The organism is Kitasatospora sp. NPDC127116, from assembly GCF_042677365.1.
GTDB classification, from domain to species: Bacteria; Actinomycetota; Actinomycetes; order Streptomycetales; family Streptomycetaceae; genus Kitasatospora; species Kitasatospora lactacystinica.
Genome location: NZ_JBHXTL010000031.1, coordinates 1 through 16,903, shown reverse-complemented (window position 1 = coordinate 16,903; position 16,903 = coordinate 1). Strand labels below are relative to the sequence as shown.

15 protein-coding genes are annotated in these 16,903 nt (G+C 74.9%); 9 read left to right on the top strand and 6 right to left on the bottom strand.

Annotation, left to right across the window (positions count from 1 at the left end; genetic code table 11):
• Positions 1-50: 50 nt before the first annotated feature.
• Complete coding sequence (locus ACFVHV_RS15140) at positions 51-641, top strand: TetR/AcrR family transcriptional regulator (protein WP_380351500.1); 591 nt, start codon at positions 51-53, stop codon at positions 639-641.
• On the top strand, positions 638-2,131 hold the full coding sequence (locus ACFVHV_RS15135; protein WP_380351498.1) for an MFS transporter: 1,494 nt from the start codon (positions 638-640) through the stop codon (positions 2,129-2,131). Before ACFVHV_RS15140 ends, ACFVHV_RS15135 begins: the two co-directional genes overlap by 4 nt.
• 100 nt (positions 2,132-2,231) lie before the next feature.
• On the opposite strand, the gene ACFVHV_RS15130 is transcribed toward ACFVHV_RS15135, so the two are convergent.
• Positions 2,232-2,759 (bottom strand): DinB family protein, encoded by a 528-nt coding sequence (locus tag ACFVHV_RS15130; RefSeq protein WP_380351497.1) that lies wholly within the window; start codon positions 2,757-2,759, stop codon positions 2,232-2,234.
• Positions 2,710-4,140 (bottom strand): MATE family efflux transporter, encoded by a 1,431-nt coding sequence (locus ACFVHV_RS15125; protein WP_380351495.1) that lies wholly within the window; start codon positions 4,138-4,140, stop codon positions 2,710-2,712. Before ACFVHV_RS15125 ends, ACFVHV_RS15130 begins: the two co-directional genes overlap by 50 nt.
• Before the next feature lie 203 nt (positions 4,141-4,343).
• On the opposite strand from ACFVHV_RS15125, the gene ACFVHV_RS15120 reads away from it, so the two are divergent.
• From ACFVHV_RS15120 to ACFVHV_RS15100, 5 genes are all read left to right on the top strand, one after another.
• On the top strand, positions 4,344-4,934 hold the full coding sequence (locus ACFVHV_RS15120; RefSeq protein WP_380351493.1) for a PadR family transcriptional regulator: 591 nt from the start codon (positions 4,344-4,346) through the stop codon (positions 4,932-4,934).
• A gap of 198 nt (positions 4,935-5,132) precedes the next feature.
• Positions 5,133-6,011, top strand: a complete 879-nt coding sequence (locus ACFVHV_RS15115) for a class I SAM-dependent methyltransferase (protein ID WP_359903238.1) — start codon at positions 5,133-5,135, stop codon at positions 6,009-6,011.
• A gap of 354 nt (positions 6,012-6,365) precedes the next feature.
• On the top strand, positions 6,366-7,253 hold the full coding sequence (locus ACFVHV_RS15110) for an isocitrate lyase/PEP mutase family protein (protein ID WP_359903241.1): 888 nt from the start codon (positions 6,366-6,368) through the stop codon (positions 7,251-7,253).
• On the top strand, positions 7,250-7,567 hold the full coding sequence (locus tag ACFVHV_RS15105; RefSeq protein WP_380351491.1) for a hypothetical protein: 318 nt from the start codon (positions 7,250-7,252) through the stop codon (positions 7,565-7,567). The genes ACFVHV_RS15110 and ACFVHV_RS15105 overlap by 4 nt, the downstream gene beginning before the upstream one ends.
• Before the next feature lie 102 nt (positions 7,568-7,669).
• The gene (locus ACFVHV_RS15100) at positions 7,670-8,506 is read left to right on the top strand and encodes a helix-turn-helix transcriptional regulator (protein WP_359898804.1); all 837 of its coding nucleotides are present in this window, start codon (positions 7,670-7,672) and stop codon (positions 8,504-8,506) included.
• On the opposite strand, the gene ACFVHV_RS15095 is transcribed toward ACFVHV_RS15100, so the two are convergent.
• A complete protein-coding gene (locus ACFVHV_RS15095) occupies positions 8,434-10,512 on the bottom strand; it encodes a tetratricopeptide repeat protein (protein ID WP_380351490.1) in 2,079 nt (692 codons plus the stop codon). The genes ACFVHV_RS15100 and ACFVHV_RS15095 overlap by 73 nt on opposite strands.
• Positions 10,513-10,636: 124 nt before the next feature.
• Positions 10,637-10,846, bottom strand: coding sequence for a hypothetical protein (locus ACFVHV_RS15090; protein WP_359898800.1), 210 nt, complete (start codon positions 10,844-10,846; stop codon positions 10,637-10,639).
• Positions 10,847-10,881: 35 nt separating this feature from the next.
• Between ACFVHV_RS15090 and ACFVHV_RS15085 the strand changes: the two genes are divergently transcribed.
• Positions 10,882-12,285, top strand: a complete 1,404-nt coding sequence (locus ACFVHV_RS15085) for a cytochrome P450 (RefSeq protein WP_380351488.1) — start codon at positions 10,882-10,884, stop codon at positions 12,283-12,285.
• On the opposite strand, the gene ACFVHV_RS15080 is transcribed toward ACFVHV_RS15085, so the two are convergent.
• Together ACFVHV_RS15080 and ACFVHV_RS15075 are read right to left on the bottom strand one after the other, a co-directional pair.
• Positions 12,282-13,049 (bottom strand): response regulator transcription factor, encoded by a 768-nt coding sequence (locus ACFVHV_RS15080; protein ID WP_359898796.1) that lies wholly within the window; start codon positions 13,047-13,049, stop codon positions 12,282-12,284. The two genes, ACFVHV_RS15085 and ACFVHV_RS15080, sit on opposite strands and share 4 nt — an antisense overlap.
• Complete coding sequence (locus ACFVHV_RS15075; RefSeq protein ID WP_380351486.1) at positions 13,046-14,314, bottom strand: sensor histidine kinase; 1,269 nt, start codon at positions 14,312-14,314, stop codon at positions 13,046-13,048. The genes ACFVHV_RS15080 and ACFVHV_RS15075 overlap by 4 nt, the downstream gene beginning before the upstream one ends.
• 254 nt (positions 14,315-14,568) lie before the next feature.
• Between ACFVHV_RS15075 and ACFVHV_RS15070 the strand changes: the two genes are divergently transcribed.
• Positions 14,569-16,821 (top strand): MMPL family transporter, encoded by a 2,253-nt coding sequence (locus ACFVHV_RS15070; protein ID WP_380351485.1) that lies wholly within the window; start codon positions 14,569-14,571, stop codon positions 16,819-16,821.
• Positions 16,822-16,903 lie beyond the last annotated feature (82 nt).

The window sequence follows — 16,903 nt, the reverse complement described above, 5'->3', positions numbered from 1 at the left end:
CGCGAACGCGAGTAGACACTGTCTACGAGCACCTGGTAGACAGTGTCTTCATGACCGAACAGGAACAGGACCTACGGGCCCGACTGGTGGCCGCCGGCGTCGAGTTGGTGGCCGAGGGCGGCGTCCAGGCGCTCGGCCTGCGCGAGATCGCCCGCCGCGCCGGGGTCTCGCACGGCGCGCCCCGCCGCTACTTCCCCACCCACCGCGAGCTGCTCGCCGCCATCGCCCAGCAGGGCTTCAGCAGGCTCACCGACACCCTCGCGGGAGCCGACGCCATCACCGCCACCACCGGCGCCGACGCCCGCACCCGCCTCGACGCGCTCGCCCGCGCCTACCTCGGCTTCGCGGCCGCCAACCCCGGCATGTTCGAGCTGATGTTCCGTCACGACCTGCTGGAGGGCAGCGGTGCCGAACTGCGCCGCACCACCCTGCCGCTCTTCCTGACCTTCGTCGGCCTGGTCTCCGAGGTGCACCCGCGCTCCGACGATCCGGCCGCCGCCACCGCCGCCCTCTGGTCCAACCTGCACGGCCTCGCCCAGCTGCGCACCTGGGGCAGCCTGCGGCTCATCACCGGCGACGATTCCATCGAGCCGCTGCTGCGCGCGACGCTGGACGCCCACCTCGGCCCGGCCGCGCGGTGAACCCGCGGCACCGCCGGGGGCTCGTCCTGGCCGCGAGCATCACCGGCGCCGTCCTGGTCGCCGTCGACGGCACCGCGCTGACCGTCGCCCGACCGGCCCTCCAGCACGACCTGCACACCTCCGTCGCCGCCGTCCAGTGGGCCGGCACCGGCTACCTGGTCACCGTCGCCGCCCTGCTGGTCTTCGCCGGCCGCCTCGGCGACCGGTACGGGCACCGGCGGGTCTTCGCGCTCGGCGTGACCGGCTTCGCCGCCGCCTCGCTCGGGATCGCCGTGGCGCCCGGCATCGGCTGGGTCGTCGCCCTGCGCGTCCTGCAGGGCGCGGCCGGCGCGCTGCTGCAACCGGCCACCCTGGGCATGCTCCGGACCGCCTGGCCCGCCGACCGCCTGGCCGGTCCGATCGCCATCCGCACCGCCGCCATCGGGCTCGCGGCGGCGGCGGGGCCACTGGTCGGCGGGGCGCTGACCGCGCACCTCGGCTGGCGGTCGGTCTTCCTGCTGGGCCTGCTGCCCGCCGCGGCCGCCCTCCTGGCGGCGCTCGCGGTGCCGGCCGGGGCCGGATCGCCCAGCACCCGGTCCCCGGCCGCCGGGCGCGGCAGCAGGCACGACGGCCAGCACGGCAGCGGGCCCGGCAGCGAGCACGGCAGCGGGCTCGACCTGCCCGGCGCGGCCCTGCTCGCACTCGCGCTGGCCTTCCTGGTGGAGAGCCTGGTGACGCTGCCGGACATCGGCCGGCCGGCCGTCCCGCTGCTCTGCCTCGCCGCGGCCGGAGTCCTCGCCCTCCTCCTGGTCCGGCACGAACGCCGGACCCCCGACCCCCTGCTGCCGCCCGCGCTGCTCCGCTCCACGGCCGTCGCGCCGCCGCTCGTCGTCCTGCTCGCCGCCTCCGCCGCCCTCCAGGGCGCACTCTTCCCGGCCACCTACTACCTCCAGGACGTGCTCGGGCTCGACCCCCTGCAGAGCGCCCTGCGGGCGATGCCGCTCGCCGTGGCGATGATCCTCGCGGCGCCCGGCTCCGCCCGGCTGGCGAAGCGTCACGGCGAACGGGCGGTGGTGCTGCCGGGGATGGCAATGATCACCGCGGGGGCGCTGCTCACCGCGGGGCTCGGCACCGGTTCCGGGACGCTCGCGATCGGCGGCTGCTTCGCGCTGCTCGGCACCGGCTTCGGTGCGGTGATGGCCACCGCCACCACGATGGTGGTCCGGGGTGTGCCCGCCGCCCGGGCCGGGGTCGCGGGCGGCCTGCAGCAGACCGTCCTGAACACCGGCACGGCCCTGGGCATCGCCCTGGCCACCACCGCCGCCGGCCGCACGGACCCCGGCGCGGCGCTCGCGCCGTCCGCGCTGACCATGGCGGCGGTGGCCGGCGCGGGGACGCTGCTCGCCGCGCGGCTGCCCGGACGGGCGGCTGGACCGACGGCCGGTGGGGCCGCCGATCCGGCCGCCGGTCCGGCGTCGGGCGCGCGGCCGGAGGCCACCGGCCGGCGGTGAGCAACGCCCTTGCTGTCACACTCCGGACCGGTCCACCCTCCGGTTCGGTTCAGGCCCGGGTCCGGTTCGGGCCCAGGTTCGGTTCGGGCCCAGGTTCGGTTCAGACCCCGGTGACGCCGTCGACGCACTCCCGGAGCAGGTCGGCGTGGCCGTTGTGGCGGGCGTACTCCTCGATCAGGTGCACCAGGATCCAGCGCAGCGAGACGCTGTCCGCGCCGATCACCGCGGCGGCCTGCGGGGAGAGCGGGCCGGCCGCGTCCAGCGGCTGGTCCGCGGTCAGTTCCCGGCCCCGGTCGATCTCCCTCCTCCAGTCCACCAGCGCCTCGGCCATCCCGCGCACCGGGTCCAGCCCGTAGCCGTCGGCGTTGTCCACGCCGTACACCGGCGGGGCGTCCTGCCCGGCGAACACCCGCTGATACCAGTTGCGTTCGACCTCGGTGACATGCTGAACCAGCCCCAGCAGGGTCATCGTGGACGGCGGGACGGACGCCAGCCGCACCTGCCGGTCGTCGAGCCCGTCGACCTTGCGGACGAGCGTGGCCCGCTGGAAGTCCAACCAGCTCTCCAGCATTGCGCGTTCATCGGCGTGCGGGGGCGGGATCGGCCGCCCGTCCGGGGTGGGGGCCATGGCCCCCACTCTGGCACAGGCCCGCTGCGGCCCCGCGCGGACTCCGCGACCGTGTCAGTGCGGCGAGCAACGCGAGCTGGACGGCCGCGCCCACCGCCGGCCCGAGCCACACCCCCGACACCCCCAGCGGCCCGGACAGGGCCGCCGAGGCGGTGAGTTGGGCCCCGAGACCGAGCAGGACGGAGACCACCAGCGGGCGCCCGGCGCCCGCCGCCTGGTGCACTCCGCCGACCGCCACCACCAGTGCGTACGGCAGCAGGTAGAGGGCCGCCGAGCGCAGGAAGCCGACGGACTGCGCGGCCACCGCCCGGTCCTCGGTGAAGAGCGCGGTCAGCGGCACGGCGAGGGTGACGGCAAGCACCGCCGCCACCCCACCGAGCAGCGCGGCGAGGCGTCCGGTGGCGCGGCGCAGGTTGTTCAGCGCTGCGCCCTCTCCCGCGCCGGTCAGCCGTGCCGCCTCGATCGCGGCGGCCTGGCGCAGCGCGTAGAAGGCCATGGTGACGACGAGCAGGACGCGGTAGCCGAGGCCGTAGCCGGCCACCGCGGCGACGCCGAAGCTCGCGACCAGGCCGAGTTGGGCGGTTCCGACGGCCATCCGGGCGGTGAAGTCCAGACCGAAGGGTGCGCCCGCGCGCAGGATCCGTACCGCCGCCGCGCCCGCTCCCCCGGTGCCGCCGGGGTCCTGCGGCTGCGGTCCCTCGCGTCGCCCCGGCTGCGGCTCCGTGCGTCCCACCGGCTGCCTCAGTCGCCGCCCTCGCCGCACTCGCAGGGTGACGGCGAGGGCGATCGCCCGGGAGAGGACCAGGGCCAGGGCGGCGCCCGGCACGCCGAGGGCGGGCAGCGGCCCCGGGCCGAGGATCAGCAGGGGGTCGAGGAGGAGCAGCAGCGCGTTGGAGAGCAGGGCGAGCCGCATCGGGGTGCGGGTGTCGCCCGCGCCCTTGAACAGCTCGTCGGCGACGCGCTGGCCGACGAAGAGCGCGAAGGCCGGGAACGCGACGGCGAGGTAGCCGGCGGCCTGTTCGGCGGCTTCGCCGTCCAGGAAGGCGCCTGCCAGCCGGTCGCGCAGCAGGAAGCCGGGGACGGCGAGCGCCGCACTGACGGCGGCACAGAGCCGCCAGGCCGCGCGGGTGGTCCGGGCGGCTTCGGCGTGGTCGCCCGCTCCGAGGGCGTGGGAGAGCCTGACGCTGGTGCCGGAGGCGACCACCAGGACCAGGCCGAGCAGCAGGTTCTCGACGGTGCCGGCCAGGGTGACGGCGGCGACCGCGGCCCCGCCGAGACCGGCCACCCAGAGGGCCCCGATCACCGAGGCGATCACCCCGGACAGCAGCTCCGCGTAGACGGGTACCGCCAATGCCGTGAGCCGGCGCAACTGGCCGCGCATGCCCTTCTCCCTTCCCCTGTGCTGCTCGTGCGTGACCGGGCCGCCCCCGGCTCGCCCCGGCGCGGCCTGGCCCGCCTCGGCTCCCCTCGATCGGCTGCGGCCCTCTCGACCTGCCTCGAATAGAGATACATCGTTTCGAGGCACATCGACAAGAGGTAACATGACGGCTCCACAGGGCGCACTCCGACCGAAGGGCTCCAGCCGTGTTGACGCTCGCGATCCTCGGCTTCCTGTACGACCAGCCGCTTCACGGCTACGAGCTCAAGTCCCGGATCGCCGGACTGACCGGTCATGTCCGACCGGTGAGCGACGGCGCGCTCTACCCCGCCATCGCCCGGCTGGAGAAGGCCGGACTGCTGCACCGCCGCACCGAACCGGGCAGCGGCGCCGCACCGCGGCAGACGCTGGAGCTGACGGCGCGGGGGCGGGCCGAACTGCTGCGCCGACTGGCCGACCCGGAGCAGGCCGAGATCACCGACCAGATCCGCTTCTTCACCGTCACCACGTTCCTGCACCATCTCGCCGACCCGCCCCGGCAGGCCGCCGTGCTCCGCCGCCGACTGGCCTTCCTGGACGCTCCGAGCAGCTTCTTCTACGACGGGACGGGGCAGCCGGTGACCGCCGAGCGCGAGCCGAACCCCTTCCGGCGCGGGATGCTGCTCGTCGCCCGGGCCTCCACGGCGGCCGAGCGGGCCTGGCTGTCCGAGACCGTCGCGGAGCTGGATCGGGCGGCCGGGGCGGAGTCGTCGGAGGCCCCCGACGCACCGACGGAGCCGCAGTCCTCGGAACGCTAGGCCGACCAGGCGAATCCAGAGCAAAACCGAAGGCGCACGCCCCTGCCGAACGGCAGAGCGAAAATCCGAATTCAGGCTGTTCCGCACCTGGTTCCCCCCGGCCCCGGCGTCGCTATGATGATCCGCCTCACGTCCTCGGCGTCCCCCCTCCGCGGGCGTGATCCGCCACCGCGCCCCGCCGTCCCCCTGGAGGCCGCCGTGCCCGATTCCGAGACCGCGGTCGAGGCCGCAGTCCACTCCGCGCCGCTGAAGCGGGACGACATTCCCGGCTGGTTCTTCAGCCTCGACCGGGCCGCCTTCGGCCACCTGCTGTCCGCCCAGAGCGCGGCCGGCGTCACCGGCGACGTCCTGGAGCTCGGCAGCTACCTCGGCCGCAGCGCCGTCCTGCTCGGCGACCACCTGCGGCCGGGCGAGCGGCTGACGGTCTGCGACCTGTTCGACTCCGAGGCGGGCGACGCCGAGAACGCCGCCGAGATGAACATGTCCTACCGCAGGACCCTCACCCGCAGCGCCTTCGAGGCCAATTACCTCGCCTTCCACGGCGAACTGCCCGAGATAGTGCAGGCCCCGACCTCGGTGCTGGCCGACGGCCGCGTCCGGGCGCACAGCTGCCGCTTCGTCCACGTCGACGCCTCCCACCTCTACGAACACGTCGCCGGGGACATCGCCGTGGCCCGCGCCGCGCTCGCCGAGAACGGCGTGGTCGCCCTGGACGACTACCGCTCCGAGCACACTCCGGGCGTCTCCGCCGCGGTCTGGGAGGCGGTCTTCACCGGCGGACTGCGGCCGGTCCTGCTCACCCCGATGAAGTTCTACGGCACCTGGGGAGACGCGGCGGCCGTCCGGGCGGTCCTGAAGGAGCGCGACTGGTGGGCCGAGGGGTACACCGTCGACGAGGACACCATCGCCGACACCAAGGTGCTGCGCCTCAACTACCAGGTCAAGGCCCCGGTCCAGCGCTCCACGCCGCGCCGGCTCGCCCTCGAACTCCTGCCCCCGGTCGCGACCAAGGCCACCCGCCGGATGCTCCGGACGCTGCGCGAACGCCGCGCGGTCCCCCCGGTCCCGAGCGCCTGAACGCCCGACCCCTCGCCGGGGCCCGCCCCCACCGGGCGGGCCCCGGCCGCTTTCCACGCTTTCCAGGTCTCCGCTCTCTCCACCTCCTCCGCCTTCTCCGCCTTCTCCGCCTTCTCCGCCTTCTCGACGGCCGTGACGTCACCCCGGCCGCCCTCCATCGTGCCGACGCGCCGGCTCATTTGTCGGATCACCAGATTTGAAGGCTTTCCTATTGCCTGCCTGCATTCACTCTAACGAGGGAACCTCTCTTAAAGATTTGCCCACGGAACATTAAAGGGCGCATAGTGATGACACCTCAGTTCGGTCTGATGAACACCAAGTTCAGGCAAAGTCATCCCTAGCAAGGAGTAGGCCTTGTACTACGGAAACACGGCATCGGACAGCCCCGGACAGCGGCTTCGCGCGGAGATCGCGGGCCCGGGGACGACGCCCCTGATCGGCGTCCACGACATGTACTCGGCCTCCATCGCGGCCGAGCACTACGACGGCATGTTCGTCTCCGGCTTCGGCTTCGCGGCCTCCTACTACGGGCTGCCCGACATCGGTTTCATCGCCTGGCCCGACATGGTGGGATTCGTCGAGCGGCTGCGCGGGGCCTTCCCCCGGCACCACCTGCTGGTCGACATCGACGACGGGTACGTCGATCCGGAGGTGGCCTGCCACGTCGTGCGCAGGCTCGAACGGATCGGCGCGTCGGGCGTGATCCTGGAGGACCAGAAGCGGCCGCGCCGCTGCGGGCACGCGGACGGCAAGCTGGTGCTGCCGCTGGAGGAGTACCTGGAGAAGCTGGAGCTCGTCCTCGCCAACCGGACGGACCTGGTGGTGGTCGCCCGCACCGACGCCACCGAGGAGGACGACATCCTGCGCCGGGCCCGGGCGCTCGCCGCCACCGACGCCGACGTGGTGCTGGTGGACGGTGTGCGCAGCGAGGAGTGGATCCGCCGGATCCGCCAGGCGGTCGGCGACAAGCCCCTGCTGTTCAACCAGATCGCGGGCGGGAAGTCGCCCCGGCTGTCGCTCTCGGAGCTGTCGGAGCTGGGGGTGGACGTGGCCATCTACAGCACGCCGTGCCTGTTCGCCGCGCACCGGGCGATGGACGAGGCGCTGGCCGGGCTGAAGAGCGCCGACGGGCGGCTGCCGGCCCCGGCCGGGGGGCGCGAGCAGGTCGGCGTGCGGGAGTCCACCGAGCTGCTGGAGCGGAACATCTCGCGCTCCAGCGGGCTGATGGCGGTGACGGCATGAGGACCGGGCTGCGCGGGGCCGCCCCGCCCTCGCCGGCCGCGGCCCTGCGGGCCACCGCGCTGGGGCTGGCCGGAGCCTGCGCCCTGCTCGCGGGAGCCGCGTCGCCCGCGGCGGCCGGCGGCGGGCTGATCACGGTCGTGGACAACTCGAACGCCGACTCCTGGCTGGAGATCGACCGGACGGCCAACCTCCAGAACGGCAGCGGCTCGGCGGGGAGCGACCACGACGGCGCCGGCTCGCTGGTCGGCGGACTGCTCGGGCCCGGTTCCTCCTCCAGGCCCTCGGTCCGCCCGATGGCGGAAGGCGGCCCGTGACCGACCGTCCGGCGCGCCCCCCGCCCCCCCCCCCGCGCCCGGCGCCGCCGCCCCCTTAGTGCCCACGCCACGGCGGCACCCGTCCGGGTGACAATCCATGACGTGAACCCGAGCAGCGCCCTGAGCGAATTCCTCCGCACCCGCCGCGCCGGCCTGCGGCCCGAGGACGTCGACCTCCCCGACTACGGCGGCCGCCGCCGCGTCGCCGGGCTGCGCCGCGAGGAGCTCGCCCACCTCGCCGGAGTCAGCGTCGACTACTACACCCGCCTCGAACAGGGCCGCGTCGGCAACCCCTCGGACGCCGTCCTCGACGCCGTCGCCCGCGCCCTGCGGCTGGCCCCCGACGAGTCCGGCCACCTGCACCGCCTCGCCCGGCCCGCGGCCCGCCCCCGCCGCCCCGTCGAGCGCCAGCGGCCCCGCCCCTCGCTGCTGCGCCTGCTGGAGCAGCTCCCGCACACCCCGGCCCTGGTGATGGGCCACCGGATGGACGTCCTGGCCTGGAACCACGCCGCCGTCGCGCTCCTCGGCGACTACGGCGCCCTGCCCGTCGAGGAGCGCAACATCGCCCGCATCACCTTCCTCGACCCGGCCTCCCGCGAGCTCTACGCCGACTGGGCCGCGTGCGCCCGGGAGAACGTCGCCTTCCTCCACCTGGAGGCCGGCCGCCGCCCCGACGACCCGCTGCTCGCCGAGCTGATCGGCCAACTCTGCCTGGGCAGCGAAGAGTTCCAGCGGATGTGGGCCGACCACCCGGTCGCCGACAAGACCTCGGGCCGCAAGGCCTTCCGCCACCCCCTGGCCGGCACGCTGGACCTCGTGTACGACACCCTGCGGCCGGCCGACGACCCCGGCCAGGCGCTGGTGACCTACACCGCCGACCCGGGCTCGGCGTCGGACGACGGGCTGCGGCTGCTGCTGTCCTGGGCGGCCTCGGGCTGAGGTTCCCCCGTCACTTCGAGCAGGTTCTCCCTGGCCAGGACGGTCGACGGATGGTCCGGCCCGAGGACGCGGTCGAGGTCCGCCGCCGCCCGGCGGAGCATCTCCACCCCTCGCTCCACGTCTCCGGCGTGCAGGTACATGACCGCGAGGTTGTTGCGGGACGTGAGGGTGTCCGGGTGGTCGCCGCCGAGGACGCGCCGGCGGTCGGCGAGGACCCGCTCCTGGAGGCCGACGGCGTCCTCGACGCGTCCGGCCTCCAGGTAGGTGGCGGCCAGGTTGTTGCGGGACGTGAGGGTGTCGGGGTGGTCGGCGCCCAGCTCGTGCCGGCGGTCGGCGAGGACCTGCTCCTGGAGGCCGATGGCGTCCTCGACGCGTCCGGCCTCCGAGTAGGTGGCGGCCAGGTTGTTGCGGGCCATCAGGACGGTGGGGTGGTCACTGCCGTGGAGGCGTTGGAGGTCGGCGAGGACCTGCTCCTGGAGACTCATCGCCTCGTCGGTGCGTCCGGCCTCCCAGCACGACTGCGCGAGGTTCCCGAGGGCCGCGAGAGTGTCGGGATGGTCGCCTCCCAGGACGCGCTCGCTCGTGCTGGCGAGATGCGTCCAGTACTGGATGCCGGTGGCGTACAGGCCCGCCTCCACGAGGCTCGCGCCGCAGCGGAACAGCAGCAGGTGCATCCCCAGCGGCCGCTGGATCAGGCCGGTGGGCCCGTGCCTGGTGAGCACGTCGGTGTTGGCCCGGAGCGTCGCGGCCAGACCCTGCACGCCGTAGTCCGCGGTCGGCCACAGTTCGAGAAGGGCCTCGGCGACCACGATGCCCGCCCGCGTCGAGTCGGGAGCCGTGTCGAGGGCGGCACGGGCGGTGAGCGCATGGAGGGTCACCTCCCGGTGGGAGGTCTCGGTGAGGGTGACGAGGCTGTAGTTGTGCAGCAGCGCGAGCGCCTCCATCGCGTCGTCGGCCGTGACGGTCGCGCCGCGGACCCTGCCGAGATGCTCCAGCACCGGCCCGGTGCCCCACAGCTCCTGCGGATGCCCGGCCGGGTCCAGCAGCGCCGCCAACCGGAGGACCGGCCCGGCGAGCCCGACCGGCTCCTCCTGCTGCGCCGCGTCGAGGGCCAGCAGCAGCGCCGCCGCGACCGGCCCCCGGTAGCCGTCGGCACCGGAGCGGGCCGGCAGCACGGCGTCCAGGCTGCGCGAGCGGTCACGGAACAGTTCCAGGTAACGGCCGCAACCGCGCCGGGTGTTGACCATGCAGGCGGCCGCGTGGGCCAGCGCCAGCGGCAGGTGGCCCAGCGCCTCGGCGAGCTCCTCCGCGTGCTCGTCGAGGAAGCGGGCGCACTTGGCCCGCTCCAGCCGCTCGGCGAGATAGGCGGCGGACTCGGCGGGGGAGTACGTGGTGACGTCCACGAGGGTCCGGTCGCCGCCCGTACTGGCGGCTCCCCGGTGACGGGTGGTCGCGATGACCCGTCCGCGCCCGCCCCGGCTGGTGACGGGCCACAGCTCCTCGGGCGTGTGCTCGGTGGTGTTGTCGAGGACGACCAGCCAGCTCCGGTCGGTGGCGGCCAGCCAGGCGAGGAAGCGCTCCGCGTCCTGCTCGGCCTCACCGCTCGCCCCGGGCACCCGGAGCTCCACGGCGGCCCGGGCGTACAGCTCGGTCACGGCGGACGGCTCGGCCGCGTCGGCCCACAGCACCAGGTCGGTGCCCGCCTCGACGGCCGCGCGCGCGTAGTGCGCCGCGAGCTGCGACTTGCCGACGCCGCCACCGCCCGCCAGCACCTGGCTCAGCACGACCGTCCCGTACTCCCCGCGGGCCTCGTCGATGGCCCGGCGCAGCTCCTCCCGGGGCTGGAAGGCCGTCGCCCTGGGCGGGATCCGCCCGATCACCACCGGCCACCGCACCTCGACGGCAGCCGGCGCTGCGTACTGGTGGACGGTCAGTTCGCGCGCCTGGAAGGTGCTGCCGTTGACCGTGCTGTTCTCGATGCCGTTCCTGACCTGCCAGCCCTGCACCTGCTCGCCCCCACCGCCCGGCGTGTCGAATGGGCACCATTATGGAAGGCCCGGCCCTCCGTGCCCTCGTCACCGGCGCGTCACCGGCCTCCTCGCCGCGCTCGGCGCCGACATCGAACCGTGCCTAGCAGAACGTGCGCGCCTCGCGGCTCCGGCCGCCGTCGAGTGCCTGTCCGGCCTCGTCCTCGGTGGCGGGCCGGAACCGGTCGGCCGGCGTGTGGCCCGTCGTGGCCCCGCCGGTCGGCTGCGTGGTCCAGCGCTCGCCGCCGTCGTCGAGGCGGCGATCGTCCGGACCGACCATCCCATTGAACTCGAACACCTTTTCACCGTCCATGACATCGTGATGACCCTGACGTACCGTCCGTCCATGTGACCCTCGATCAGGCGTACGTCAACCAGATCTTCCTCCCGGACACCTACGCCCACGGCGTTCCTCACGAACTCTTGCGGAAACTCCGCGAGTCCGTTCCCGTCTGTTGGGTCGAGGAGCCTCCGATCGGCGGGTGGCCCGGAGGCCCCGGGTACTGGGCGGTGCTGCGGCACGGGGACGTGAAGCAGGTGCTGCGCAGCCCCGAGCTGTTCTCCTCGCACCTGGGCGCCACCCAGATCCGCGACCCCGACACCCCGGCGGACCTGGAGTTCGCCCGGGCGATGATGCTCAACCAGGACCCGCCCGACCACTCCCGGCTGCGCCGGATCGTCGCCGCGGCGTTCACCCCGCGCGCCCTCGCGGAACTGGCCGAGGCGGTCGACGGCCGGGTGCGGGAGCTGATCGAGGAGGTGCGGCCGGCCGGTCGCGCGGACTTCGTCCAGCTCGCCGCCGACCTGCCGGTGTGGACACTGGCCCGGGTGATGGGCGTGCCGGAGCAGGACCGGTTGCTGCTGCTGGACTGGGCGAACCGGGTGATCGGCTACCAGGACGCCGACTACGCCCACTCCAGCACCGTGGAGCCGGCCGCACTCACCGAGCTCGGCCGTGCCGCGCTCGCCCACCGCCCCACCACCCGGACCGCCCCGGACGGCCGCCCGGTCAACCCCCGCTCCCGCGCCGCGCTGGCGGACATGTTCGCCTACGCCCACGGCCTGGCCCGGCGGCCCGCCCCGGGCGGCCTGCTCTCCCGGACGCTCGAAGCGGGCCTGACGGCCGAGGAGTTCGAGACCATGTTCTTCCTCTTCGCCGTCGCCGGGAACGAGACCGTCCGCAACGGCCTGCCCGGCGGCCTGTACACCTTGCTCGGCCACCCGGAGCAGTACCAACTGCTGTGCGCTAATCCCGACTTGGTGCCCTCCGCGGTCGAGGAGATGCTGCGCCACTGGGCGCCGGTGACGGACTTCCGCCGCACGGCGACGCGGGACGTGGAGCTGGGCGGCCGGACGATCCGGCGGGGCGACAAGGTGGTGGTCTACCACGCCTCCGCCAACCGGGACGCGGAGGTGTTCCCCGAGCCGGACCGCTTCGACATCACCCGCAGCCCGAACGACCACGTGAGCTTCGGCCACGGCCCGCACTTCTGCCTCGGTGCCCAACTCGCCCGGCTCCAGCTGCGATCGATGCTTCGCCGGCTGATCGAGCGCCTGCCCGGGCTCGCGCTGGTCCCGGGCCGGCCGCCGCGGCACCTGGTCTCCAACTTCCAGAACGGCCTCAAGTCGCTGCCGGTCCAGTGGACTTGGAAGGGATGCGCCTCGTCGGCCGGGACGGCCGGTGCCTCCCGGAGGCGGCGGCCCGGTGAGCCCCCGGGCCGCCGGTCGCGGCCCGCGCGGCCGTTCGGCTAGGCGCGCCCTCCGGCCTGGTCGCCGTTCCCGGTGCGGGCGGTGACCAGGCCGGACTCGTAGGCCGCGATGACCGCCTGGGCGCGGTCCCGGACGTCGAGCTTGCCGAAGATGCTGGTGATGTAGTTCTTCACCGTCGACACGCTGATGTCCAGGGCCAGTGAGATCGCGGTGTTGTCGAGGCCGGTGGCGATCAGCCGCCACACCTCGACCTCCCGGGGCGTGAGGTCGTCCGTGCCGGTGGCGGCGGCCGGCGGCGCGGCGGTGGCGCCCGGAGTCCGGACGTAGGCGGAGATCAGCCGGGTGAGCAGCCGCGGAGCGACCACCGCCTCCCCGGCGTGCACGGTCCGGATCGCGGTGGCCAGCTCCTCCGGGGAGACGTCCTTGGGCAGGAACCCGTGGGCACCGGCGCGCAGCGCGGCCACCACGTACTCGTCCATGTCGAAGGTGCTGAGGGCGAGCACCCGGCAGCCGGGCAGGACGCGGGCCAGTTCCCCGGTCGCGCCGACGCCGTCCAGGACGGGCATCCGGATGTCCATCACCACGACGTCGGGGCGCAGCCGGAGGGCGGCGGCGACGGCCCGCTCCCCGTCCTCGGCCTCGCCGACCACCTCGAAGGACGGGTCGGGGAAGAGGATCAGGGACAGGCCGCGGCGGACCAGCGGCTGGTCGTCGACGATGAGCACCTTGATCGCCGGGGCGGGCCCGGCGCCGTCGGTGCCGGTGCCGGTGTCGTTGCCGTCGGCACGGCTGGTCGGGTCGGTCATCGGCCCGCCCCGCCGTGCTGGACGGCCGCCTCGGACGATTCGGCGGAGCTCAGCGGCAGCTCGGCCACCACGGCGAAGCCGCCGCCCGGCTGCGGGCCGGTCTCCAGGGTGCCGCCGTGCAGGGCGACGCGCTCGCGCATGCCGATCAGGCCGTACCCCGCCCGGCCCGCACCCGGGGCGCACTCCGGCGGGGGCGCGCCGCCGCCGTCGTCCCGCACCTCGACGGTGACCCGGTCCGGGTGGTACGCCAGGCGGACGGAGGCCCGGGCGGGGCCGGCGTACTTGCGGGCGTTGGTGAGGCCCTCCTGGACGATCCGGAACACGGTCAGGCCGACGGTGGGCGGCAGTGGTCGCCGGGGCCCGTCGACGGTGAACTCGGTCGACAGCCCGGCCAGGCAGGACTCGTCCACCAGCCGGTCGAGTTCGTCCGCCCCGGGCTGGGGCAACGGCGGGGCGGCGTCCGGTTCGTCGCCGGTCCGCAGGACGTTCAGCAGCTGGCGCATCTCGCGCAGGGCCAGCCGTCCCGAGGACTCCAGGGTGACCAGGGCGTCCCGGACCACCTCCGGCCTGCCGAGGTTGGCCCGGGCACCGCCGGCCATCAGCTGCATGGTGGTGATGTGGTGGGCCACGATGTCGTGCAGCTCCCGGGCGATGCGGCGGCGCTCCTCGGCGACCGCGCGGTCTGCCAGCAGTCGGCGGTTGGCGGCCACCTCCCGCTGCCAGCGCGAGACCGCCAGACCGGCGGCGCCCACCAGGGCGGCGGAGAAGGGCGCGGCGATGACCGCCTCCCAGGTCAGGGAGTGGAAGTGGCCCTGGCTCAGCGGCGTGACCACCGCCGTCGCCGCGCCGGCGGCCACCGTGACCTGGACGGTGCAGTTGCGGCCGACCGAGTACAGGGCGACGGTCAGGACGGCGCCGAACCGGGCGCCGGCCGGGGCGGTGGAGAGCTCGACGGCCGTCTGGAGCACCAGGACGGCGGCGAGCGCCGGCACCGGGCGGCTGCGCCGGGCGAGCAGCGGCAGGCCCGCGAGGGCGACCAGGACGAAGACCGGCACGGTGATGCCCCGGCCGTCGGCGATCCGGTCGAGGAGCAGGTACCCGAGCAGGTCGACCGTGCCGGCGCCGACGGCCACCAGGGCGTCGCCCTGGGTCCACGGCAGCCCGTCCGTCCACCGCCCCGGCCGCCCGTCGACGCCGTTCGCCGTCCGTTCCCCCGGCGGGCCGTCCGTACCCGCGGCCGCCCCGGCGCGCTGACGCCCGTTCATCTGGTCCTCCCGGCTGATCACTGACGCAGCCATTCTGGCACCGGCCCTCCAGCCCGGACGTGGTCCCCGCGGCCGACGCCGGGAGGGCGGACCAGGACCACGGTCCTGGTTCCGTCCCAGGTGGAGGACCGCGGGCCCCGGCGCGGATCGTCCGCTGCCCGGACGCCCGGGACCCCCTCGCCCTGATGGTCTGGAGACAGGCCGGGAACCCCCGGCGCCGACACCGACGTTCGCGTCCATCAGCCGGAGGAATCGTGATCCGCGCACTGACCGGATTCGCCACCAGACACGCGTGGAAGGTCATCGCCGTCTGGGCGGTGCTGGGCATGGGGCTGAGCGTCCTGGCACCGATGCTGATGTCCCGGGTGACCGGGTCCCAGAGCGGGGACTTCCTGCCGCGCAGCTACGACTCGGCCGCCGCGCTGCGCATCGCCGAGGACAACTTCGGCGTGAAGCCGGACGCCACCACGATCACGGTGCTGGTCGCCCGGACCGACGGCGGGGCGCTCACCGCCGCCGACCAGCAGCAGGTCGAGGCCGCGGCGGCGAAGCTCGCCGGGCGCCGGGTCGTCATGCCGAGGAAGGAGGACGAGCCGAAGTTCCTCGTGCCCGACCACTCCCAGACGCCCCGGATCGCGCCCGCCATGCTGGCGCCCGACCGGACCTTCGAGCTGCTCTCGGTCGAGCTGACCGGCAACGCGACGGAGGAGGGGGTGCAGGGCGTCTACAAGGCCTTCCGGGACGACGCCCGCGCGCGCTTCGCCGAGCTCGGGATGCGCACCGGGTTCACCGGCGGCCTGGCCCAGGCCGCCGACAGCGCCGACGCCAACCGGACCGCCGCGATGATCGGCAGCGCCCTCGTGACGGTGCTGATCGTCCTGCTCAACGTGCTGGTGTTCCGCAGCGTGCTCGCGGCCGTGCTGCCGCTGCTCGCGGTCGCCGTGATCGGCGGCGTGGCCGGCGGAGCCGTGGCGGGCGCGGCGGCGCTCGCCGGTCTGAAGCTGGATGCCTCCACCCCGGGCCTGATCTCCGTGGTCCTGCTCGGCATCGGCGTCGACTACCTGCTGTTCCTGCTCTTCCGGTTCCGCGAGCACCTGCGGGCGCGGCCCGACCAGCCCGCCCGGGAGGCGGCCGCCGAGGTGGCGGGCCGGGTGGGCACCGCGATCACCTCCGCGGCGCTGACCATCGTCGCCGCCTTCGCCACCCTGGGCGTCGCGACCTTCGGCCAGTTCCGTTCGCTCGGCCCGGCCATCGCCGTCGCGGTGCTGGTCATGCTGCTGGGCAGCCTCACCCTGATGCCCGCCCTGCTCGCCGCCTGCGGCCGCGGGATGTTCTGGCCCTCGCGCGGTCTGCGGCAGGTTCCGCGTGAGGGCGTCGCCGCCCGTTTCGGCGGCCTCGTCGCCCGCCGGCCGCTGGCGCTGCTGGCGGCCTCCGTCGCCCTGCTCGGCGCGCTGGCCGCCGGCACGGCCGGGCTGCGGATGGACTACAGCCTGGCGGACGGCTCCACGACGGCGGCCGCGGCCACCGCCGCGGAGATCTCCCGCGCCCTGCCGGCCGGCGTCTCCGACCCGACGGCCGTCTACCTCGTCGCCCAGGACGGCGGCACCCTCGACGCCGGCCGGTTCGACGGCCTCTCCCGGGCCCTGACCGGGGTCGAGGGCGTCGGCCAGGTGGGCCGGACCGTCCTCAACGAGGACCACCGCGCCGCCCGGATCGAGGTCTACCTGAACGCCGACCCGCAGAGCCAGCGGGCCCGCGACCTGGCCTCCGGCCCGGTCCGTGCCGCGGTCGCCGCGCACACCCCGCCCGGGACCAGCGCCCACGTCGGCGGCACGGCGGCGGTCTTCGCCGACATCTCCACCGCCGTCGACCACGACCTGACCGTGGTCTTCCCGGTCGCGGCCGCCCTGATCGCCCTGATCCTGCTGCTGCTCCTGCGCAGCCTGCTGGCCCCGGTGGTCCTGATGCTCGCCGTCGGCCTCGGGTTCGCCGCCACCCTGGGCGCCGCCACGCTGCTGTTCCAGCACGGCCTGGGCGAGCCGGGCGTCGCCTTCACGCTCCCGCTGGTGCTGTTCCTGTTCGTCGTCGCCCTGGGCACCGACTACAACATCCTCGTCACCGACCGCATCCGTGAGGAGATGCGGCGGCCCGGTGCGCCCCGCGCCGCCGTGGCCCGCGCCGTCCGGCACACCGCCCCGACCGTCGCCACGGCCGGTCTCGTCCTGGCCGGTTCCTTCGCCACCCTGGCGACCACCCCGGGCAGCGAGCAGATCGCCTTCTCGCTGACCCTCGGCATCCTGCTCTCCGCCCTGGTCCTCTCGCTCGGCGTGGTCCCGGCCCTGGCCGCTCTCCTCGGCCGCTCCCTCTGGTGGCCCCTGCGCCCCACCCCGGCCGCTCCGATCACGACGGCCCCGACCACGACGGGCCCGGACACGACGGCCCCGGACACCGGCGCGGCCCCGGTGGCCGCCCCGCGCCCGGCCCCGGACCGCCTCGGCACCCGCTGAGCACACCGGTCGCACGGTCACACCGGTCTCCACCGAGGCGTTCCCTCCCGGGGACCCTTCGGGCCCGGCCCCGAGCCGGGCC